Consider the following 21,314-nt stretch of genomic DNA (forward strand, 5'->3'; position numbering starts at 1 on the left):
CGGTATCGCCTACAGTCCGTTCCCGTGGATCCCGTTCCCTGGCGCGAGGCGTGGCACACGGCGCTGTATGCCGCTGGGCGTGGTTTCTACGTCACGCGCGGCGGGCCGGCCGCCCACTTCACGACCGCGACCCACGGGGTGACCGGTGCCGTCCTCGCCGAGGCCCTGCTCCGCCTGTGGTCGCGAAGGCACCGCGGGGGTCCTCCCGCGGTGGTGGTCGACGTGGGCGCCGGGCGTGGCGAGCTGGCCACGCACGTCGCGGATCTGCTCGGGGCCCGGGCCGGGGTCGTGGCCGTCGACGTCGTCGACCGGCCGGAGGGCCTCGACCCCCGCATCGAGTGGGTCCGCGCCGCGGGCGGGGCACTGCTCCCGGACGCGCTGGAGGGACTCTCAGGTGCTCTCGTCGTCGCCCACGAGTGGCTCGACGTGGTCCCCTGCACGGTGGCCGGGGTCGACGACCGCGGGCAGCTGCGCGAGGTGCTCGTCGACCCGGCCACCGGGGACGAGCACCTCGGGGGTGGCCTGTCCGGGGAGGACCTCGACTGGGTGACGGCGCACTGGCCCGACGCGCGGCCGGGCGAGCGGGTCGAGGTGGGCCGGGCCCGCGATGCGGCCTGGGCCGAGCTCGTCGGCCGAGTCGAGTCCGGCGTGCTCGTCGCCGTGGACTACGGGCACCTCGCCGCGGACCGTCCGCGCAGCGGCACCCTGGTGGGCTACCGGTCCGGCACCCTGGTGCCTCCCGTGCCCGACGGCAGCTGCGATGTCACCGCCCACGTCGCGATGGACTCGCTGTGGGCCGACGGCCTCGCCTCGCAGCGGGACCTGCTGCGCGATCTCGGGCTGCGCGGGGAGCGGCCGGACCATGCCCTGGCCCAGAGCGACCCGCTGGCCTATCTGCGAGCGCTCGAGCGGGCCTCGGCCGAGGCAGAGCTCATCCGTCCGGGGGGCCTCGGGGACTTCTGGTGGGCCGTGAAGCACGTCGGAGCCGCCGACGTACCCTGAGCGCATGCGTCGGCTCGTCCTGCTCCTGCTCGCCCTCGGCCTCACTGTCGGGCTGACGTCCGGCCTCGTCGGGTCCGCACCCACGGCGCTGGCCCACGACGTGCTCGAGAAGACGACGCCGGGCGATGGGACCACCGTCGACCGGCTTCCCGCCGACGTCGTGCTCGTCTTCAGCCAGGAGCCGCTCGAGATCGGCCTCCAGATCATCATCACCGGACCGGCGGGCAACGCAGCCGAGGGGCTCGCGACGGTCCAGGGCCGCGAGGTCCGGCAGGCCATCGCCGCCAACGCGCCCGCGGGTGACTACACCGTCGCCTACCGCGTCACGTCCGACGACGGTCACCCGATCACCGGTTCCTTCGGCTTCTTCGCCCGGACCGGGCTGGACGGGTCGACCGCGACGGCCGGCCCCACCGTTGCCGCGCCTGCGGCGCTGGACCCCGAGGCCGAGGAGGCGAAGGACTCGCAGTTCGTGCCGATCGCCCTCACGGCGGCGGCCACCCTCATCGCCGTCGGCCTCGTCGTCGTGATCGTCCTCCGCACCCGCCGCAGGGTGACCTGACGGGCCGGGCAAAGCCGAGGCCCCGCCGCACGATCCGCTCGGCGACGACACGGCATACTCGACCCATGACCGAGACGACCGCGTCGCCCCGCCGTTCGCCACGCCAGCGCGCTCTCACGGTGGGGGTCGGCGCCGGAAGCCTCGCGACGGCCGACATGGTCCTCAACATCGGGCCCCAGCACCCGGCCACCCACGGCGTGCTCCGGCTGCGGATCGTCGTCGACGGCGAGCGCATCGTCAGTGCCGAACCGATCATCGGCTACATGCACCGGGGGGCCGAGAAGCTCTTCGAGGTGCGGGACTACCGCCAGATCCTCGTGCTGGCCAACCGGCACGACTGGCTCAGCGCCTTCTCCAACGAGCTGGGGGTCGTCCTCGGCGTCGAGCACATGCTCGGCATGGAGGTCCCCGAGCGGGCGACGTGGGCGCGCACCGCGCTCGCCGAGCTCAACCGTGTCCTCAACCACCTGATGTTCCTCGGCAGCTACCCGCTCGAGCTCGGCGCGATCACCCCGGTCTTCTACGCCTTCCGGGAGCGCGAGGAGCTGCAGGCGGTGCTCGAGGAGGTGTCGGGCGGACGGATGCACTACATGTTCAACCGCGTCGGCGGCCTCAAGGAGGACCTGCCCGCGGGCTGGCTGGGGCGCGTCGACAAGGCCATCGTCAACGTCCGCAAGCGGCTGCCGTCCCTCGAGCACCTCATCGTCGGCAACGAGATCCTCGAGGCACGCACGCGCCGCGTCGGGGTGCTGCCGCGCGAGACGGCGCTCGGCTTCGGAGTGAGCGGGCCGATCGCGCGGGCCAGCGGGGTCGACGTCGACCTGCGCCGGGACGCGCCGTACCTCGCCTACGGCGAGCTGTTCGTCAAGGGCGGCCCGGGCCGCGTCGTGACCCGTGACTCCGGAGACTCCCTCGCCCGCCTCGAGGTGCTCCTCGAGCAGACCCGGGTGAGCCTCGACCTCGCCGAGGCCTGCCTCGACCGGCTCATCCAGCTCCCCCAGGGACCGATCAACGTCAAGCTGCCGAAGGTGCTCAAGGTCCCCGAGGGTGCGATCTACACCGCGACGGAGAACCCCCTCGGCTTCAACGGATACTTCCTCGTGTCGCGGGGGGAGAAGACGCCGTGGCGGCTCAAGCTGCGCTCCGCGTCGTTCAACAACGTCTCCGTCCTCACCGAGATGCTCCCGGGGCAGCTCATCTCCGACATGGTGGCGATCCTCGGTTCGATGTTCTTCGTCGTCGGCGACGTCGACAAGTGAGGTCCCGTATGCCGCTGGGCTCGCTCCCGCGCGCCAGCGCGCTTCGTGCCGCGGCGGTGGCCGTCATCACCGCGACGGTGTGGGCCCTGGCGGCCTGCTCCGACGAGGACCTCGTCGACACGATCCCGCCTCCGCGGCCGAACCGGACGACGACGACCACCGACGGGCAGACGACCACACCGGCCATCACACCGGCAACGACCTCCCCGACGAGCTCAGCGACGAGCTCAGCGACGACTGCCTCAACGCCCGCCGGTCCGACGACGAGCGCGAGTCAGCTGTAGGGCACGCCGAGGAGCCGGGGCCTGCCGCTGAGCACGTCGACGACGATGCGGTCGCCGAGCGGCTTCTCCAGCTGCAGGACGGTGGGCGCGGAGAGGTACTGCGCGGTGCACATCGTGCCGGGTTCGGGCGGGGTGTGCGTGCCGCCGACGACGACGAGGTCGGCGAACTCGACGACGTGGCCCTGCAGGTCCCGGTCGCACGCGCTGTGCCCGATCTGGACCGTGATCGCCCGACCCGAGACCGCGTCGAGGGTATCGGCGGAGTTCAGTCCCGGCCCGGCCGGCGGCAGACCGGGCGGGGAGGCATCCCGATCCAGCAGCTGGAGCGGCCCCGGCCCCGTCGCGACGACGACGATCGGCCGCGACAGCCCGTCGCCGGTGAGGGACCAGGCGGGCACCGTGACCTCGCCCTCGTTCGTCGCCACCCGGGCCGTGGTCAGGCTCGCTCCGCTGAGCGTGATCCCGCAGTCGGCCTCCGGCACGCCGGCACAGGTGCCTGTGCTGTCCTCGAGGGCCCGGGCGAGCGCCTCCTGTGGACCGATGACGTCGACGGGACGCTCCGACCCGTCGGGCAGCGTCATCGTCGACACCCCGACCTGGTCCGCGGGGACCGACGGCGCGAGGGTCACCCGGCCGGCTGCCCAGGCGACCTTCTGGGCATCCGTGTCGAAGGCGAGGTCCGCCGTCCAGCCGTGGAGCAGAACGAGCCCGTCGGATCCCGTCGGGAGCCCGGCCCCGCGGACCGCCGAGGCGACCGCCTTCGCCCGATCCACGAACGCCTGCGGGGCGGGTGCAGCCGGCACGGTCGTGGACGGCAGCGATCCCGGTGTCGCGTCGCGACCGGTGGCCGGAACGCCGGCCGAGGGTGCGCTGGTCACCGTCCCTCCCGGGCCTGGTGCGCTCACCTCGCCGCAGGCACCGAGCCCGAGGACGACCGGAGCGATGACCGCAAGGAGAACGGCTCGGCGGGCAGGGCTGCGCTTCGGGTTCGCCATACCGGTCAGACCCGCGGGGAGCCGGGATCGTTGCATCACCGGTCCTCGACGTGGCCGTTCAGCTCGTCGAGCTCGTCCTCGTCATGCTCGTCCCGCGGGCGCACCCGGCACCAGCGCTGGACCACCATGCCCGCGACAGCGAGGGCGAGAGCCACCACGGCGTGCAGGGCGAAGGGCCAGATGCGGTCGCGCTGCGACTCGATGTCCGCGGCGGGCAGCAGGACGAGGACGATCGCGGTGTACCACCCCGTCAGCGCCGCGCCAGTGAGCGCCGCGGCCTGCCCGAGGACGAGGGTGCGAGCGGCCCGCAGCGGGCTCATCGTCGCCTCGCCCACGCCGTCGCGGAACCGGCGCACCTGCCAGCCCGCGACGAGCACTCCGCCGCCGAGGAAGAGCATCGCCGCTGCGCCCACCCAGCCGGGGTCCGGGACGCTCCGCCCGGAGCCCTCGACCCAGCGCATGACGAGCCAGGCCAGGACGAGGACGACGAGGCCGGTCAGGACGAGTGTCGTGACGCGGATGCCGGTGTGCGGTTTCACCACTGCTCCCATTCGGGTCCGGGCCGGATCCCCGACCGGTCCAGGCGTGCGAGGAGCTCGCCGATGGGCCGGATGTCGCTGTCCCCCGCGCCCACGCGGAGCCGACCCTCGGGCTCCGCCTCAGCCCAGGGAACGAGGACGAAGGCACGCTCTGCCGCTCGGGGATGCGGCAGGGTCAGGGCGTCGTCCGTGCTGACGACCTCGTGCCCGGACCCCGGCTCCCCGAACTGGATGAGGTCGAGGTCGAGCGTGCGTGCGCCCCATCGGACCTCCCGGGTCCGGCCGTGCGCGGCCTCGATCCGGTGCAGCTCGGCGAGCAGCGCCTCGGGACCCAGGGTCGTCCGCCCGACGACGACGGCGTTGAGATACGGCGGCTGCTCCGGGCCGCCGACGGGATCGGTCTCGACGATCGGCGACACAGACGTCACGGTGAAACCGGGCAGGGACCGCAGGGCGTCGACGGCGAGGGTGAGGGTGCGGCCGCGGTCGCCGAGGTTGGAGCCGAGCGCGATGACGGTGCGAGGTCCGTTGCGACGTCGGACCCGGACGGCGACGTCCGTGAAGGGATGGCCGACCGGCGCCTCGGGCTTGTGGACGACCACCTCGACGGCCTCGACGAGCGGGAAGGCGAGCACGTCGTCGGCGATCACCTCGGCCAGGCGCTCGATGAGGTCGAAGGGTGGCCCGGTGACCCGGTTGACGACGGCCGAGGCGACCTCGGCGTAGTTCACCGTCGCGGAGAGGTCGTCGGTCCGCCCGGCCCGGGACAGGTCGAGGGTGAGGTGGACGTCGACGACGAAGGTCTGGCCGTCCCGCCTCTCCGCATCGAGCACGCCGTGGAAGCCACGGGCCGACACGCCGGTGAGGACGATCTCGTCGTCGCTCATGAGCTCACCTCGGCGACTGCGTCGTGGTCGTCATGGTGGTCGTCAGGGCCGTCATGGTGGTCGTCATGGTCGTCACGGTCCGGCAGGTGGTCGAGCGCGGCAGCGACGACGGACAGGACGCGGACCGTCGACTCGACGTCGTGGACCCGGACGCACCACAGGCCCGCCATGGCGGCCATGACCGAGGTGGCCGTCGTCTCGAGGTCCCGCTGCGCGGCGGGCCGCGGCGCCTCGTCCTCGGCCCGGCCGAGCCGCCCGAGGAACGCCTTGCGCGACGCGCCGAGGAGGATCGGCTGGCCCAGCTCGTGCAGCTCGGGCAGCGCCGCGAGGATCGCCCAGTTGTGCTCGGCCGTCTTCGCGAAGCCGAGGCCGGGGTCGAGGACGAGGAGGTCCTCGCTCAGCCCGGCAGCCAGCAGCTCGTCCCGGCGGGAGCCGAGCTCACGGCATACGTCCGCCACGACGTCGTCGTAGACCGCGCGTGACTGCATGTCGGAACTGTGGCCACGCCAGTGCATCGCGATGTAGGGGACGCCCGCCTCCACGACGAGCGGGACCATGTCCGGGTCGGCGCGGCCGCCCGAGACGTCGTTGACCAGGCCCGCCCCCGCCTCGAGGGCCGCCGCGGCGACGGGGGCACGCATGGTGTCGATCGACACGACGGCCCCCTGGGCGGCGAGGTCCGTCACGACAGGAAGCACCCGGCGCAGCTCCTCCTCGAGCGTGGGCCGCTCGGCGCCCGGGCGGGTGGACTCGCCTCCGACGTCGACGATGTCGGCCCCGGCCGCGAGCACGTCTCGGCCGTGGGCGAGGGCGGCTTCCGGCTCGAACCAGACGCCGCCGTCGGAGAACGAGTCCGGCGTCACGTTGACGACGCCCATGACGAGGGTCCGGTCGCGCTCGGTGACGAGGGCGGCAGCGGCCAGGGCTGCGGCGTCTGTGGCGGTCATGACCGCCATTCTGTCGTCGGTGCGGCTGGAACGGTCACTTGTTGCCCTCGAGCATGAGCGCCATGGCCTCCGCTCGAGTAGCCGGGTCGCGCAGCTGCCCACGCACCGCCGACGTGATCGTGGACGCGCCCGGCTTGCGGATGCCTCGCATCGACATGCACAGGTGCTCGGCCTGGATCACCACGATGACGCCCTGGACGGCGAGGTGCTCGACAAGGGCGTCCGCGATCTGGGTGGTCAGCCGCTCCTGGACCTGTGGGCGGCGGGCATAGACCTCGACGAGCCGCGCGAGCTTGGACAGCCCCGTGACCCGGCCGTCCTTGCCCGGGATGTAGCCGACGTGGGCCACGCCGTGGAAGGGGACGAGGTGGTGCTCGCAGGTGGAGTAGAGCTCGATGTCCCGCACGATGATCAGCTCGTCGTGCTCGATCTCGAAGGTCTTGTCGAGCACGTCCGCGGCGTTCATGTCGAGGCCGGCGAAGATCTCGGCGTAGGACCGGGCCACCCGGGACGGAGTGTCCACGAGGCCGTCGCGCTCGGGGTCCTCACCGATGGCGAGCAGCAGCTCCCGGACGGCGGCCTCGGCCCTCGCCACGTCGATCGCCACGGATCAGCCCTTCTCGTCGGGTCTCACCGGCTGGTCGTCCGGGACCTCGACGACCTCGACGGGCGGGCGCTCCTCGGCCAGCGGGTGGGCTCCGACGGACGCGGCCTCGTCGATCTTCTCCTCGACCGTGGGGTCGGGAGAGGCGGGCGGGGGCAGGTGACCGTTCTGTTTGGCCGCGAGCTCCGCGGGCGTGAGGACCGGTGGCCGGTCCCCCGGGACCCGCGTCTGGGACGAGAGCCAGGTCGGCCGCTGCGGCAGCTTGACGATGTCGTGGAAGACCTTGGCGATCTCGGCCTGGTTGAGCGTCTCGCGCTCGAGCAGCTCGAGGACGAGGCGGTCGAGGACGTCACGGTTCTCGTTGATGGCCTCGTAGGCCTCGTCGTGCGCACCCTCGATGAGCTTGCGCACCTCCTCGTCGACGATGCCGGCGATCTCCTCGGAGTAGTCGCGCTGGTGGCCGTAGTCGCGGCCGAGGAAGACCTCGCCCTGGCTCTGGCCGAGCTTGATCGCCCCGATCCGCTCGCTCATGCCGAACTCGGTGACCATCTTGCGGGCCATGCTCGTGGCCTTCTCGATGTCGTTGCTCGCACCGGTCGTCGGCTCGTGGAAGACGATCTCCTCCGCGACGCGGCCGCCGAGGGCGTAGGCGAGCTGGTCGAGGATCTCGTTGCGGGTCGTGGAGTACTTGTCATCGACCGGCATGACCATGGTGTAGCCGAGCGCGCGACCGCGCGGCAGGATGGTCACCTTGGTCACCGGGTCGGTGTGGTTGAGCGCGGCAGCGACGAGGGCATGGCCTCCCTCGTGGTAGGCGGTGATCTTGCGCTCCTTGGCCGACATGATGCGGCTGCGCTTCTGGGGACCGGCGATGACCCGGTCGATGGCCTCGTCGAGGGCGCGGTTGTCGATGATCTTCTGGTTGCTCCGGGCGGTGAGCAGCGCGGCCTCGTTGAGGACGTTCGCCAGGTCCGCACCGGTGAAGCCGGGCGTGCGGCGCGCGACGGCAAGCAGGTCGACGTCCTCGGACATGGGCTTGCCCTGGGCGTGCACCTGGAGGATCTGGTGGCGGCCGAGCATGTCCGGCGCCTCGACGGCGATCTGCCGGTCGAACCGCCCGGGACGAAGGAGGGCGGGGTCGAGGATGTCGGGGCGGTTGGTCGCCGCGATGAGGATGACGTTGGTCTTGACGTCGAAGCCGTCCATCTCGACGAGGAGCTGGTTGAGCGTCTGCTCGCGCTCGTCGTGGCCGCCGCCCAGCCCGGCGCCGCGGTGGCGTCCGACGGCGTCGATCTCGTCGACGAAGACGATGGCGGGAGCGTTGGCCTTGGCCTGCTCGAAGAGGTCGCGGACCCGGCTCGCGCCGACGCCGACGAACATCTCGACGAAGTCGGAGCCCGAGATCGAGTAGAAGGGGACGCCGGCCTCTCCCGCGACGGCGCGGGCGAGCAGCGTCTTGCCGGTGCCCGGTTGGCCGTAGAGGAGCACACCCTTGGGGATCTTCGCCCCGACGGCGAGGAACTTCGACGGCTCCTGGAGGAACTCCTTGATCTCCTGGAGCTCCTCGATGGCCTCGTCGCAGCCGGCGACGTCGGCGAAGGTGACCTTCGGGGTGTCCTTCGTCGCGAGCTTGGCTCGCGACTTGCCGAACTGCATGACGCGGCTGCCCCCGCCCTGCATCTGTCCCATGAGGAACCAGAAGAGGGCGAGGATGATGATGATCGGCAGGATCGAGACGAGGAGGGACCCGAGCCAGCTCGGCTCCTCGATGAAGTCGGTGACCCCCTCCGGCGGAGCGGCCGTGTTGAGCGCGTCGACGACGTCCTCGCCGCGGGCCTCGACGTAGAAGGCGAAGACGGTCTTGGCGTCCTTGACCGTCTCGTCGGCCGACGTGTACGGCTGCTTGAGGGTCAGCTCCATCCGCTCGTTGTTGAGCAGCTTGGCCGACTCGACGTTGCCCGAGGTGATCTGCTTCATCGCCTCGGACGTGTCGATGCGGGGCGCACCGGCGTCCGAGAACATCATGCCGAAGACGAGCGCGCTGATGAGGACCATGATCCACACCAGTGGGGTGCGCAGAATCCGCTTTGCGTCCATGTACGTACGGGGCCCGACGGCCCCGGTCCTCCTGCTCGTCAGTGTGAGTGCACCTTCGCGTGCACCGGATCAACGTCCGGCGAACTACCAGTGTTCCGCATACCCGCCCGTCGTGCCCAACCAGCCCGGTCCTCGTCAGGGTGCCAGCGAGCCGAGCAGGGCACGCAGGCCGCGATCGAGCGCGTCACGGTCGGCCGGGCTGATCCCGCCGAGCAGTCCCTCGAGGAGGTCGAGGTGGGTGGGAAGGACCTCGTCGACGAGTGCCGAGCCCGCAGCGGTGAGCTCGACGACGACACCACGCCCGTCCGACGTGTCCGGGGCACGACGCACCAGGCCGCGTGTCTCGAGCCGGTCGAGGCGTTGGGTGATCGCCCCGGACGTGACCATGGCCGTCCTGACGAGGGACGAGGGGCTGAGGCGATAGGGCGGCCCGGCACGGCGCAGGGTGGCGAGGACGTCGAAGGCCGCCGGCTCGAGGTCGAACCGCGCGAAGTTGGCCTTGAGCCGCTGCTGGACGAGATGGCTCACTCGGCTCAACCGGCCGATCGTGCCCATCGCGGTCGTGTCGAGGTCGGGTCGCTCGCTCCGCCACTGGGCCAGCACCACCTCGACGCCGTCGGGGCGGGAACCCGACACCGATCGCTCGCTCGCCATCGTCGACCTCTCCGGGAATAACTTAGCCCTAAGGCAGTTTCTCTTAGCGTTAAGACACTACTATCCAGGAGCACTCATGAAGGTTCTCGTTCTCGGTGGCACGGGCTACCTCGGCAGCGCGATCGTGTCCGCGCTGCACCAGTCCGGTCACGATGCCGTGGTGGCCAGCCGGAATCCGAGGGCCGGCGACCGCTTCGCCGACCTCGGTGACCCGGCCTCGCTCGCAGCGACCGTCACTCCCGACATCGACGCAGTCGTGCACGCCGCTGCCGCGGACGCCGACTGGGACGTCCAGGCCGACGGGGTGCGGGCCCTGCTGCACGCCCTGCCCGGCCGACCCCTCGTCTACACGAGCGGGGTATGGGTCCTCGGGGCGACGTCCGAGCCGGTCGACGAGACGGCCGAGGTCCGGCCCATCGCGCTCGTCTCCGGCCGTCCGGCCATCGAGCGGCTCGTCCTCGACGGGGGCGGCGTCGTCATCCGGCCCGGCGTCCTCCACGGTGGAGGGAGGGGCCTGGTCGAGCTGCTCGATGGCAGGTATGTCGGCGCCGCCACGACGACGTGGCCGATGGTCCACGTCGACGACGCCGCCCGACTCTTCGTCACCGCCCTGGAGCGGGCCAAGCCCGGCACACTCCTGCACGCCGTCGCCGAACCCGGCATCCGCGTCGTCGACCTCGCCACTGCCCGCGGCGGATCGGCGAAGCCATGGGCGAACGCCTCGACCGACCTCGGGAGCGCCTTCGCCGAGGCCCTTGCCCTCAGCCAGGTGGTCACGGCACCCGCGGCCAGGGCCCTCGGCTGGGAGCCTTGCGAGCGGTCGGCGCTCGCGAACGCGGTGGCCCCAGCGGGTCCCGTGCGATAACCGGTTGCGAGGGCGTCCGGCGGGTTGGTGCACTGAGGTCGTCAACCCGTCAGGCGCCGGTCCGTCCGGCAGGCGCCTCCCCGACGAGAGAGGAAACGGGCATGCGCCACCCCTTCATGTCTCCCCAGCAGCAGGTCGACACCGCCTATGCAAAGGACATGAAGGACCGTGGAATCCGCACCACCCACCCTCGCGCTCGGGATCGTCGCCCATGTTGACGCCGGCAAGACCAGCCTGACCGAGCGGCTGCTGCATCGAGCCGGGGTCATCGAGGAGCCCGGCAGCGTCGACGACGGCAGCACCCAGACGGACACGCTCGCCCTCGAGCGCCAGCGCGGCATCACGATCCGCGCCGCCGTCGTCTCGTTCGAGCTGGGGCCTCCCGACGCGCCCACCGTCGTCAACCTCATCGACACGCCCGGCCACTCGGACTTCGTCGCCGAGGTGGAGCGCTCGCTCGCCGTCCTCGACGGCGCCGTGCTCGTCGTGTCCGCCGTCGAGGGGGTCCAGGCACAGACGCGGGTGCTCATGCGCATCCTGCGCCGGCTCGGCATCCCGACCCTCATCTACGTCAACAAGATCGACCGGCTCGGCGCGCAGGAGGCGAGCCTGCTGCACGACCTCGCCGACCGGCTCACGCCCCACGTCATCCCCCTCGGAACCGTGACAGAGCTCGGGACGAGCCGAGCGGCCTACGTGCCGTATGCCGCTGACGACGTCGCGCACGTTGCCCGCCTCACCGAGCTGCTCAGCGAGTCGGACGACCGGCTCCTCGCCGACGCCGTCGACGCCCCCGACACCGTGACGCCCGAGCGGCTCAGGCAGAACCTGGTCCGGCAGGCCCGCGCGGGTCTCGTGCACCCGGTGCTCTTCGGCTCAGCGATCACCGGCGCCGGGCTCGACGACGTTGCGGCCGCGGTGACGACGTACCTGCCGGCCTGTCGAGGCAGGGCCGAGGAACCGCTGGGCGGGACCGTCTTCGCCATCGAGCGGGGCGGTTCCGGTGAGAAGCTCGCGATCGTCCAGATGCGCTCCGGTGCCCTGCGGGTCCGCGACAAGGTCCGGTTCGGCGACGTCGACGACCGCGTCACCGCGATCAAGGTCTACGACCGCGGCGGGCTCGTGCGTTCGAGCGTCGCAACGGCCGGGCGGATGGCTCAGGTCGTCGGGCTCGAGACGGCGAGGGTCGGCGACCCGATCGGTGCCGCCGCTACCCGGTCCGACGGCTCGCACTTCTCGCCTCCCACCTTGGAGACGGTCGTCGAGCCGGTCCACGGGGAGCAGCGGATCGCCATGCACGCGGCCCTGACCCGGCTCGCCGAGCAGGACCCGCTCATCAACCTGCGGCACGACGACGAGCGCGGCGAGACCCACCTGTCGCTCTTCGGCGAGGTGCAGAAGGAAGTCATCGCCGCGGTGCTGGCCGCAGACCACGGGGTCGAGGTCCGCTTCCGCGAGACGTCCGTCATCTGCATCGAGCGCGTCGTCGGGGTCGGCGCCGCGCATGAGGTCATCGACGTCGACCCGAACCCCTTCCTCGCCACGGTCGGGCTCCGGGTCGAGCCGTCAGACGTGGGCAGCGGCGTGGCGTTCCGGCTCGAGGTGGAGCCGGGATCGATGCCGCCCGCGTTCTTCCGGGCCGTCGAGGAGTCCGTGCGTGCCTGCCTCCAGCAGGGGCTGCACGGCTGGCCCGTGCCGGACTGCGTGGTGACGATGACGCACTCGGGCTACTGGCCGAGACAGAGCGCCATGCACGCGACGTTCGACGCGTCCATGTCGAGCACGGCCGGCGACTTCCGCTGCCTCACCCCGCTCGTGCTCATGGCCGCCCTGTGCCAGGCCGGCACCCGAGTCGAGGAGCCGGTCCACCGCTTCGACTTCGACCTGCCGGCGACCGCTGTGGGCCCCGCCCTCGCGCTCCTCGCCCGCAACCGCGCCGTGCCGCACGAGACGATGGTGCGTGGCCGGGCGGCCCACCTCGGCGGCATTGTGCCGGCTGCACAGGTGCACGAGCTGCAGCAGCGCGTGCCCGCGCTCACCGGTGGCGAGGGCGACCTCGTGTGCACCTTCGCCGGCTACCAGCCGGTGACGGGCGAGATCCCGGAGCGGCCGCGGACCGACGCCGACCCGCTGCACCGTCGCGAGTACCTCCTGCGCGTCGCCGGCAAGCTCTGACCGCTCGGGTCAGTCCGACGTCGCGTCACTCGCGGCAGTCGGGTCAGTCGCGGTCCGGAGTGCCTCGAGGACCCGACGATCGATCCCGCCGGGCGCCAGTCGCGACTCGTAGTTCACCTCTCCGGCCCACGCGACCAGGGCGGCCTCGACCCCGTCGCCCTCGGGAGCGTGCCCGATTCGTGCGAGCCGCTCCGCCACCTCGTCGGCGAGGTCGCCCTCGAGGGGCCGGACGTCTTCCGGGCGCCCGAAGTAGAGCTCCCACTCGTCCAGGAGCCGGCCGAGCTCCCCCACCGGGTCGGCATGGTCGTCGACCCGGAGGTCTGCGGCCACCCCGCTGCGGTCGTAGCCCGAACCCGGCTCGACGGCCAGCACCGCCGCGCTCTGGCGTCCGCGCGAGTCGCCGCCGGCGGCGTCCCCGGCCGTGAGAGCGGCGAGCAGCCGCTGGGGGAAGGTCGAGCCGGCGGAGTCGTTCCAGGCGGCCTCCATCGCCTCGACGACCTCGGGTCCGACGAGGATGTTGCCCTGGATCGCGTAGGCCGACTCGCCGTCGTCGGCGACCCGGGCCACGCCGCCGCACCACGGGAGGCACTCGTCACCGGTGAACGTCGCTGCGGACTCGCGGCCGACGACACCGAGCTGGCGCGTCGCGCTCCCGGGGTCGGTCGCCGTCGCCGACGCCAGCGCCGACTCCGCATCCTCCCCCGCCTCGAGCCGCCCGAGCAGCTCCGAGATGTAGGCGACCCGCGCCCAGGACTGGGTCGCGACGGCGCCGACTCCGACCCGTGCAGCGGGAACGACGGCGCCCACGGCGAGGAACTTGCTCGCGACGGCCACGCCGTAGGCCTCGCCCTCGCGGGCCACGATCGAGAAGGTCATGGGCACCTCCTGTCGGGGGACCCGGTGAGCGAGCCCAGCGGCATACGGCCCAGGGGTGCCGTCATGTGTAGACGTGCGGAGCGAGCGTGCCCACGCACCGCAGGTTGCGGTACTTCTCCGCGTAGTCGAGGCCGTAGCCGACGACGAACTCGTTGGGGATGTCGAAGCCGACGTACTTGACGGGGATGTCCACCTTGACGACGTCAGGCTTGCGCAGCAGGGTGCAGATCTCGACGGAGGCCGGCTTGCGCGACTCGAGGTTCGCCTTGATCCACGACAGGGTCAGGCCGGAGTCGATGATGTCCTCGACGATGAGCACGTCCTTGCCGGTGATGTCCACGTCGAGGTCCTTGAGGATCCGCACGACCCCGGAGCTCTTGGTGCCGGAGCCGTAGGACGACACGGCCATCCAGTCCATCGGCGCCGTGCCGGGCAGGGCTCGCATGAGGTCCGCCATGACGACGACGGCGCCCTTGAGCACGCCGACGAGGAGCAGGTCCTTGCCCTCGTAGTCCCTCCAGATGTCAGCGGCGAGCTCGGCGAGGCGGCTCTGGATCTGCTCCTCGGTGAAGAGGACCTTGGCCAGGTCGTCTCCCATGTGCTCGTGGTCCACGAAGGCTCCTTGGTGCGGGTAGGTGGGTTCGGGGCCTATTCAACCCCAACCTCGATCCACGGCCGGCCCCTCAGTGCGTGTCGGCGGTCTCGCGGATCGGGCTGAAGCGGATCGTGCCGCCGGTGCGGGCCACGGCGATCCCGCCCGGGACATGGAGCGGTCCCTGCCCGTGCCACGACGTGAGGAGGGCGTCGAGGGACTCGACGTGCGCCGCGGAGACGTCGGAGATCGGCGCCCCGGCCTCCGCGGCGAGGATCCGCCAGACGCGGGTGCGGATCGCCCGCGGCAGCGCAGCCAGCGCCTCGAGGTCGACGCCCGGGTCGCCCGGCGCGGAGGGCAGCTCTGCCCTGGCCCGGACCGCGAGGCTCTCGAGGTAGTCGGCGTCCTCGCGCAGCAGGTCGGCGGAGCGCGCCAGCGCCGCCGCGAAGCCCGGCCCGAGGTCCCCCTCGAGGGCCTCGAGGAGGCGCCGCGCCCGGACTCGCCGGAACGACTCGTCTGCGTTGTGCGGGTCGTGCCACGGCTCGAGGCCGAGCGCGTGGCACGCGGCGAGCGTCGTCGCCCGAGGCAGGGCGAGCAACGGGCGGACGTAGCGGCCCCGCCGCAGGGGCATGCCGCTGAGCGAACGGGCGCCCGAGCCGCGGGAGAGACCGAGGAGCACCTGCTCCGCCTGGTCGTCACGCGTGTGTCCGAGCAGGACCACGCTGGCGCCATGGCGGTCGGCCACCGTGTCGACGGTCCGGTAGCGGGCGGCGCGGGCGTCTGCCTCGAGGCCGGCGCCGGTGACCCTCACCTCGGCCCGGACCATCTCGACGGGGTCGAGACCGAGGTCCCGACAGGTCCACGCCGCCTGCTCGGCGACCTCGCCGGACCCCTCCTGCAGCCCATGGTCCACGACGACGGCGCCGGCTCGCAGCCCCGCACGCGGCGCCTCGAAGGCGAGCGCCGCCGCGAGGGCCAGGGAGTCGGGGCCGCCGGAGCAGGCCACGAGGACGAGCCCGCCCTCCGGGACGTCGGCGAAATGGTCGCGGACGGCAAGGCGGGTCGCCGCGACCGCTGGATCAGGTCCCGTCATCGTTGACTGAGCCTCCTTCGTCAGCCGTGGACCCGGCGCACCCACGCGCCGGGGTCGAGGATCTCGGTGGCCTTCGGCAGGTTATCCGGAGTGGACCACACCGCGTTGAAACCCTCGCGACCGACCTCGTCGGTCACCGCGCGCACGAAGACGGCGCCGTCGCGGTACTGCCGCATCTTGGCCTCGATGCCGAGCAGCTTGCGCAGCAGCCGGTCGACCCCGACCGCGCCGCTGCGCCGGGCGTTGAACTTGCGACGGATCTCGTCGACGGTCGGGATGACGCTCGGCCCGACGTCGTCCATGACGACGTCCGCGTGCCCCTCGAGCAGGGACATGACGGCGGTGAGCTCCGCGATCCGCGCCTTCTGCTCCGGGGTCGCGAAGAGCTGCCCGATCCCCTCGCCCGACGAGATCACCCCGGGGAGGTTCCTCGCCAGCTGCTCGAGGCGCTTGCCCATCTCCTCGGGCGTCGGGGCAAGATCCACGGCGAGGGACTGGGACCGCGCGACGAGGTGGTCGCGCAGCCAGGGGACGGCGGTGAACTGGACGCGGTGCGTCTCCTCGTGCATCGCGACCCAACGGCGGAAGTGCTGGGGGTTGACGCGGAGCTTGCGCTCGACCTCGACGATGTTGGGCGCGACGAGGAGGAGCCGGGGCGTGCCACCCGGCGCGAGGTCGTACTGGCCGAGGATCTTGCTCGACAGGTAGGCGAGCATCCCGCCCATCTCGGCGCCGGTGACCTTGCCACCGATCGCCTGGGCGGTCGGGCTCTCGGGCGACCTGCGCTTGGCCAGGAGCTTGTCCACGACCGGGTCGATCATCGCCTTGAAGGAGTCGACGTTGGCGCTGATCCATCCCGCGCGGTCGACGATGAGCGGTGGTGGAGCGCCATCCGGGGCCCGCAGACGGCTGGTCTGCGCCACCGGCTCCTCGGCCTCGGCCGCCGCCGCGCGCAGGTCGGCGACGATCTCGTCCACCTCGTCGCTCGTGACCTGCGGTCCCGCCTTGACGACGGTGCGTCCCGTCCACTTCGCGAACTCGTAGTCGACGTATGCCGCTGAGCTCGCTCCCGCTCGAACGGCGGGATCCCGGGATGGTGGGCCGGTCAGGCCGTCCGGAGCGGGGTCGTGCACGGAGTCGGTCATGCCTGCCCTTTCAACGGTGGCGAGGTGGGCCCGTTGCCCCACCCAACGTCCGTTGTACCCCCGATCGTTCCCGCTCCACTCCGGCAGGCGGCCTGGCCTTGGCTGAAGGGCAGCGCGACCGGTCAGCGGCACCCGCAGTCGGCGAGGGCGGCGACGAAGCGGTCGAGGGCGTCTCGGGCATCCTCGGTCGGCGCGCCTGCGACGAGGCCGGCGAAGACGAGGAGGCGGCCGTCGTCGTCCACGACGGACCCCGCGAGCGAGTTGGCGCCGGTGAGGGTCCCGGTCTTCGCGCGGGCCCGCCCCGCGGCGGGTTCCGGCGCCTCCCGGTCGGTGATGAAGCGGTCGGCGAGGGTGCCGCTCAGGCCGGCGATGGGCATCCCCTCGAGGGCGGTGCGCAGGACGGGGTGCCGGCCGTCGTAGCCGAGGACGAGGACCTCGGTCAACAGCTCGGCCGTGACACGGTTCTCGCGGGAGAGGCCGCTCGCGTCGGCGAGGGTCGCTCCGTCGGTGTCGACGCCCAGGGCCGCGACCTGCTCGACGATCCAGGCGCCGACCTCGTCGAAGTCGGTGCCCGCGCCGTCACGGAAGGCCGCCTGGCGCGCGAGGATCTCGGTGAGCGTGTTGTCGGAGTCGGTGAGCGCGAGCGCGAGCTGGTCGCGGACGGGGGCCGACTCGACCGAGCCGAGGACGCGCGGGGAGGGCGCCGGCGTGCCTGTCGCAGTGGCAGTCTCGTCGGGACGGTCACCGGGTCCCGCGGCCGGGGAATCGCGCTCGACGGCCGAGACCGAGACGCCACGCTCCTCCAGCAGCGCGGCGAGGGCCTCCGCCGCCGAGCCCACCGGATCGATCGGCGCCGGGTCGTTGGCAGCGGCTCGCTCCGAGCTCAGCCCGAGCATCGCGACGGTGCCGACGATGCCGAGGCCGTGGAACGACTCGCCCCACGTCGGGGCATGGTTCGGGCCCGGGGCGTGCGACTCGTCGACCGACAGGGTGACCCGCTCGATCCCGGAGTCCGCCAGGGCCGCCGCGACCTGGTCCGCGAGGTCGGCCAGCCCGGCTCTGCCTGCCACGGAGTCCGGGTCTCCAGCGCCGGGGGCGAGCAGGCTGTCACCCCCTGCGACGAGGACGATCTCGTCCGCGGCCTCGCCCTGGCGCACCACGGTGGTCAGCGTCTCGTCGGGGGCGAAGACCTGACCGACCGCGGCCGCGGCGAGCAGCTTCGTCGTCGACGCGGGGATCCGCAGCTCGTCACCTCCCCGGTCGAAGAGGACCTCGCCCGACTGCCCGTCACGCACGACGAGCGCCGAGTCCGCGAGCGCGGGCAGGTCGAGGACGTCGGCGAGCGCTGTGCGCATACCCGCCGCGCTGGGCGCGGCCCGCTCTCCGGCGAGCGGGCCCAGCGGCATACGGACGGACGTCGACAGTGACGGCTGGGGGACGAGGGGCAGGGTGCGGGTGCCCGGGGTCTCGGTCGGAGGCGGTGGCGGGAGGGGTCGGGTCGTCAGCAGGCCAGGGACGCGGTCGGCGGCATCGAGCGCGGCATAGCCGACGACGAGCACGGCGGAGGCGGTCAGGGCCGCCGTCAACCGCCTCACGACGACGCCCCCTTTCAGGTCCACGAGCTGGTGGGTTTTCGCAGATCGGTGCCACCTACGCGACACTGTTGCCCGAGATTCTGTCAGGAAGGGCCCCGTCGACGAGCATGGGGTGAGCCAGCGAAAGGGCAACGACGTGGACTTCGACGTGACGATCGAGATCCCCAAGGGATCGCGCAACAAGTACGAGGTCGACCACGAGACGGGGCGGATCAGGCTCGACCGGTTCCTGTACACCTCGATGGCCTACCCCGGCGACTACGGCTACATCGAGGACAGCCTCGGCGAGGACGGCGACCCGCTCGACGCCATCGTGCTCATGCCCGAGCCGACCTTCCCCGGAGTGCTCATCCACGCGCGGCCCATCGGCGTCTTCCACATGGAGGACGAGGCCGGCGGCGACGACAAGGTCCTCTGCGTGCCGGTCGACCCGCGGATGAACGACCTGCAGGACGTCCGCGACGTCCAGGCCCACAAGCTCGACGAGATCAAGCACTTCTTCGAGCGCTACAAGGATCTCGAGGCCGGCAAGCACGTCGCGGCGGCCGACTGGAGCGACCGGGCCACGGCCGAGCGCGTCGTCCGCGAGGCCCTCGAGCGGGCCACGGAGGCAGGCCTGACGACGCACCGCTGGGATCGGCAGAGCTCCCACTGAGACGACGCCGCAGCGACGCCATGGGCGCTCGCTGACGGGCTCACTCGCACCCGGCACAGGCAGACGTATGCCGCCCACTCGGGCGAGTGGGCGGCATACGTCGTTCTGTGGCTGGCTGGACCGGGTCAGACCGGCTGCTTCTCCGCCGGCACGGGCTCGGTGTGCAGCGAGGACTCACGCCGCTTGGAGACGAGCACCGCAGCGACGATGACGAGCACCGCGACCACGGCGATGGCGTAGCGGACCACGTCGTTCGCGGAGTCGCCCACCGTCAGGGTGACGACGGCCGGTGCGATGAGCAGCGACACGAGGTTCATCACCTTGAGGAGCGGGTTGATGGCCGGACCGGCAGTGTCCTTGAACGGGTCGCCGACGGTGTCGCCGATGACCGTCGCCTCGTGCGCCGGCGAGCCCTTGCCACCGTGGACGCCGTCCTCGACGATCTTCTTGGCGTTGTCCCAGGCGCCACCGGAGTTGGCGAGGAAGACGGCCATGAGCGTGCCCGTCGCGATCGTGCCCGCGAGGTAGCCCGCGAGCGGGCCGACACCGAGGCCGAAGCCGACCGCGATCGGCGCGAAGACGGCGAGCAGGCCGGGCGTGGCGAGCTCACGGAGCGAGTCACGCGTGACGATGTCGACGACCTTGCCGTACTCCGGCTTGCCGGTGCCCTCCATGATGCCGGGGATGTCGCGGAACTGCCGGCGCACCTCCATGACGACCGCGCCGGCTGCCCGGGCCACGGCGTTGATGGCCAGGCCCGAGAAGAGGAAGACGACCGAGGCGCCGATGAGCATGCCGACGAGGGTGTCGGGCGACACGACGTTGGCGATGAAGAAGCCGGTCACGGCCTCGCCCGCCTCGGCCAGGGCCTGGCCGATCGCGTCGGAGTAGGAGCCGAAGAGCGCGGTCGCCGCGAGGACGGCGGTGGCGATCGCGATGCCCTTGGTGATGGCCTTGGTCGTGTTACCGACCGCGTCGAGCTCCGTGAGGATCGCGGCGCCCTCGTCGGAGACCTCGCCGCTCATCTCGGCGACGCCCTGGGCGTTGTCGGAGACCGGGCCGAAGGTGTCCATCGCCACGATGACGCCGACGGTCGTGAGCAGGCCGCAGCCGGCGAGCGCGACGGCGAAGAGACCGACGATGATCGAGCCCGAGAGCAGGAACGCGCCGTAGACCGCCCCGGCGATGACGAGGGCCGTGTAGACCGCGGACTCGAAGCCGACGGAGATGCCGCCGAGGATGACCGTGGCCGCGCCGGTGAGCGACGAGCGGGCGACGCCCTGGGTCGGCTTCGTCTCGGTGCCGGTGAAGTAGCCGGTGAGCCAGAGGATGATCGCGGCGAGGACGATGCCGATGATGACGGCCACGGTGGCGATGAGCGCCGGGTTGCCCTCCTGGTCCGCCACTCCCTCGAGGCCGAGGTCGGCGAAGGAGGTGGGCAGGTAGGTGAAGGCCGCGATGCCCGACAGGATCGCGGAGATCACCGCGGAGATGTAGAACGAGCGGTTGATCGTGACGAGGCCCGGCTCGCCCGCGCGCGCCTTGGTGATGTAGACGCCGACGATCGCCGTGAGGACGCCGATGGCCGGGACGATGAGGGGGAAGATGAGGCCCTTGGCGCCGAAGGCCGAGCTGCCGAGGATGAGCGAGGCGACGAGCGTGACCGCGTAGGACTCGAAGAGGTCCGCGGCCATGCCGGCGCAGTCGCCGACGTTGTCACCGACGTTGTCGGCGATCGTCGCGGCGTTGCGCGGGTCGTCCTCGGGGATGCCCTGCTCGACCTTGCCGACGAGGTCGGCGCCCACGTCGGCGGCCTTGGTGAAGATGCCGCCGCCGACACGCATGAACATCGCGAGCATCGCGGCGCCGAAGCCGAAGCCCTCGAGGACCTTGGGCGCCTCGCCCGCGTAGACGAGCACGACGACCGCAGCCCCGAGCAGGCCGAGGCCCGTCGTCGCCATGCCGACCGCTCCGCCGGTGCGGAAGGCGACCTGCATGGCCTTCTCCCGGCCGCCGTCGCCGTTGGCGGCCGCGGCGACCCGGACGTTGGCCCGCGTCGCGAGCCACATGCCGAAGTAGCCGATGGACGCCGAGAAGGCGGCACCGAGGAGGAAGAAGATGGACCGACCGATGCGCTCGCTCGTGGTCGTCGCCGGCAGGACGAAGAGCAGGACGAAGACGATGACGACGAAGACGCCGAGGGTGCGGAACTGGCGCGCCAGATAGGCCGCCGCACCCTCCTGCACCGCCGCCGAGATCTCCTGCATCTTCGGGGTGCCCTGGCCGGCCGCGAGCACGCCGGCCCGCAGCACGAAGGCGATGACCAGCGCGATGAGCGCCACGACCGCCACGCCTATGACGATTCCTTGGTCACTGCCGGTGACGACGATTTCCGCCGCGGTTAGGGAAGACATCGAACTCCTGATCCATGCAGCATGCATATTCCTGGGACCGGTCAACCCGTCGCGGACCGGCGCTGGTCAAACGC

The 21,314-nt window shown here is 72.0% G+C and carries 20 protein-coding genes; 7 read left to right on the forward strand and 13 right to left on the reverse strand.

Annotated elements, in window-relative coordinates:
• Positions 1-24: 24 nt before the first annotated feature.
• The 4 genes from LOY02_RS01895 to LOY02_RS01910 all read left to right on the forward strand — a co-directional run bounded on the left by LOY02_RS01895 (position 25) and on the right by LOY02_RS01910 (position 3,107).
• Positions 25-1,002 carry an SAM-dependent methyltransferase gene (locus LOY02_RS01895; RefSeq protein WP_317180624.1) on the forward strand — a complete coding sequence of 326 codons (978 nt, stop codon included), beginning with the start codon at positions 25-27 and terminating at the stop codon, positions 1,000-1,002.
• A 4-nt stretch (positions 1,003-1,006) separates the two neighbouring features.
• Positions 1,007-1,564, forward strand: coding sequence for a copper resistance protein CopC (locus tag LOY02_RS01900; protein ID WP_317180625.1), 558 nt, complete (start codon positions 1,007-1,009; stop codon positions 1,562-1,564).
• A gap of 65 nt (positions 1,565-1,629) precedes the next feature.
• The gene (locus LOY02_RS01905; protein WP_317180626.1) at positions 1,630-2,823 is read left to right on the forward strand and encodes an NADH-quinone oxidoreductase subunit D; all 1,194 of its coding nucleotides are present in this window, start codon (positions 1,630-1,632) and stop codon (positions 2,821-2,823) included.
• A gap of 8 nt (positions 2,824-2,831) precedes the next feature.
• Positions 2,832-3,107 (forward strand): hypothetical protein, encoded by a 276-nt coding sequence (locus LOY02_RS01910; RefSeq protein ID WP_317180627.1) that lies wholly within the window; start codon positions 2,832-2,834, stop codon positions 3,105-3,107.
• Here LOY02_RS01910 and LOY02_RS01915 read toward each other — a convergent pair.
• The 7 genes from LOY02_RS01915 to LOY02_RS01945 form a co-directional block, all read right to left on the reverse strand.
• Complete coding sequence (locus LOY02_RS01915; protein WP_317180628.1) at positions 3,098-3,985, reverse strand: hypothetical protein; 888 nt, start codon at positions 3,983-3,985, stop codon at positions 3,098-3,100. The genes LOY02_RS01910 and LOY02_RS01915 overlap by 10 nt on opposite strands.
• Positions 3,986-4,137: 152 nt before the next feature.
• Positions 4,138-4,641, reverse strand: coding sequence for a DUF3180 domain-containing protein (locus LOY02_RS01920; protein WP_317180629.1), 504 nt, complete (start codon positions 4,639-4,641; stop codon positions 4,138-4,140).
• Positions 4,638-5,528 (reverse strand): 2-amino-4-hydroxy-6-hydroxymethyldihydropteridine diphosphokinase, encoded by an 891-nt coding sequence (gene folK / locus LOY02_RS01925; protein WP_317180630.1) that lies wholly within the window; start codon positions 5,526-5,528, stop codon positions 4,638-4,640. The genes LOY02_RS01920 and folK overlap by 4 nt, the downstream gene beginning before the upstream one ends.
• Entirely contained in the window at positions 5,525-6,475 is a 951-nt protein-coding gene (folP, locus tag LOY02_RS01930; RefSeq protein WP_317180631.1) for a dihydropteroate synthase, read from the reverse strand. Before folP ends, folK begins: the two co-directional genes overlap by 4 nt.
• Before the next feature lie 34 nt (positions 6,476-6,509).
• Entirely contained in the window at positions 6,510-7,082 is a 573-nt protein-coding gene (gene folE / locus LOY02_RS01935; RefSeq protein ID WP_317180632.1) for a GTP cyclohydrolase I FolE, read from the reverse strand.
• 3 nt (positions 7,083-7,085) lie between these two features.
• The gene (gene ftsH / locus LOY02_RS01940) at positions 7,086-9,176 is read right to left on the reverse strand and encodes an ATP-dependent zinc metalloprotease FtsH (RefSeq protein WP_317180633.1); all 2,091 of its coding nucleotides are present in this window, start codon (positions 9,174-9,176) and stop codon (positions 7,086-7,088) included.
• Positions 9,177-9,311: 135 nt separating this feature from the next.
• On the reverse strand, positions 9,312-9,812 hold the full coding sequence (locus LOY02_RS01945; RefSeq protein WP_317180634.1) for a MarR family transcriptional regulator: 501 nt from the start codon (positions 9,810-9,812) through the stop codon (positions 9,312-9,314).
• 94 nt (positions 9,813-9,906) lie between these two features.
• Here LOY02_RS01945 and LOY02_RS01950 point away from each other — a divergent pair, with 94 nt between their 5' ends.
• Positions 9,907-10,695: an NAD-dependent epimerase/dehydratase family protein gene (locus tag LOY02_RS01950; RefSeq protein ID WP_317180635.1), complete on the forward strand. Its 789-nt coding sequence runs from the start codon at positions 9,907-9,909 to the stop codon at positions 10,693-10,695.
• 168 nt (positions 10,696-10,863) lie between these two features.
• Complete coding sequence (locus LOY02_RS01955; protein WP_317180636.1) at positions 10,864-12,870, forward strand: translation factor GTPase family protein; 2,007 nt, start codon at positions 10,864-10,866, stop codon at positions 12,868-12,870.
• Between the two features lie 9 nt (positions 12,871-12,879).
• Here the strand turns inward: LOY02_RS01955 and LOY02_RS01960 are convergent, their stop codons facing one another.
• The 5 genes from LOY02_RS01960 to LOY02_RS01980 all read right to left on the reverse strand — a co-directional run bounded on the left by LOY02_RS01960 (position 12,880) and on the right by LOY02_RS01980 (position 18,171).
• On the reverse strand, positions 12,880-13,746 hold the full coding sequence (locus tag LOY02_RS01960; RefSeq protein ID WP_317180637.1) for a DUF1028 domain-containing protein: 867 nt from the start codon (positions 13,744-13,746) through the stop codon (positions 12,880-12,882).
• Between the two features lie 61 nt (positions 13,747-13,807).
• Positions 13,808-14,359 carry a hypoxanthine phosphoribosyltransferase gene (gene hpt / locus LOY02_RS01965; protein ID WP_317180638.1) on the reverse strand — a complete coding sequence of 184 codons (552 nt, stop codon included), beginning with the start codon at positions 14,357-14,359 and terminating at the stop codon, positions 13,808-13,810.
• A 70-nt stretch (positions 14,360-14,429) separates the two neighbouring features.
• Positions 14,430-15,431 (reverse strand): tRNA lysidine(34) synthetase TilS, encoded by a 1,002-nt coding sequence (tilS, locus tag LOY02_RS01970; protein WP_317180639.1) that lies wholly within the window; start codon positions 15,429-15,431, stop codon positions 14,430-14,432.
• A gap of 20 nt (positions 15,432-15,451) precedes the next feature.
• Positions 15,452-16,576: a zinc-dependent metalloprotease gene (locus LOY02_RS01975; protein ID WP_317180640.1), complete on the reverse strand. Its 1,125-nt coding sequence runs from the start codon at positions 16,574-16,576 to the stop codon at positions 15,452-15,454.
• Positions 16,577-16,698: 122 nt separating this feature from the next.
• The gene (locus LOY02_RS01980) at positions 16,699-18,171 is read right to left on the reverse strand and encodes a D-alanyl-D-alanine carboxypeptidase/D-alanyl-D-alanine-endopeptidase (protein ID WP_317180641.1); all 1,473 of its coding nucleotides are present in this window, start codon (positions 18,169-18,171) and stop codon (positions 16,699-16,701) included.
• Between the two features lie 136 nt (positions 18,172-18,307).
• On the opposite strand from LOY02_RS01980, the gene LOY02_RS01985 reads away from it, so the two are divergent.
• The gene (locus tag LOY02_RS01985) at positions 18,308-18,826 is read left to right on the forward strand and encodes an inorganic diphosphatase (protein WP_317180666.1); all 519 of its coding nucleotides are present in this window, start codon (positions 18,308-18,310) and stop codon (positions 18,824-18,826) included.
• Between the two features lie 125 nt (positions 18,827-18,951).
• On the opposite strand, the gene LOY02_RS01990 is transcribed toward LOY02_RS01985, so the two are convergent.
• Positions 18,952-21,240 (reverse strand): sodium-translocating pyrophosphatase, encoded by a 2,289-nt coding sequence (locus tag LOY02_RS01990; RefSeq protein WP_317180642.1) that lies wholly within the window; start codon positions 21,238-21,240, stop codon positions 18,952-18,954.
• Positions 21,241-21,314 lie beyond the last annotated feature (74 nt).

It is taken from the genome of Intrasporangium sp., from assembly GCF_032907665.1.
Lineage (GTDB): Bacteria > Actinomycetota > Actinomycetes > Actinomycetales > Dermatophilaceae > Intrasporangium.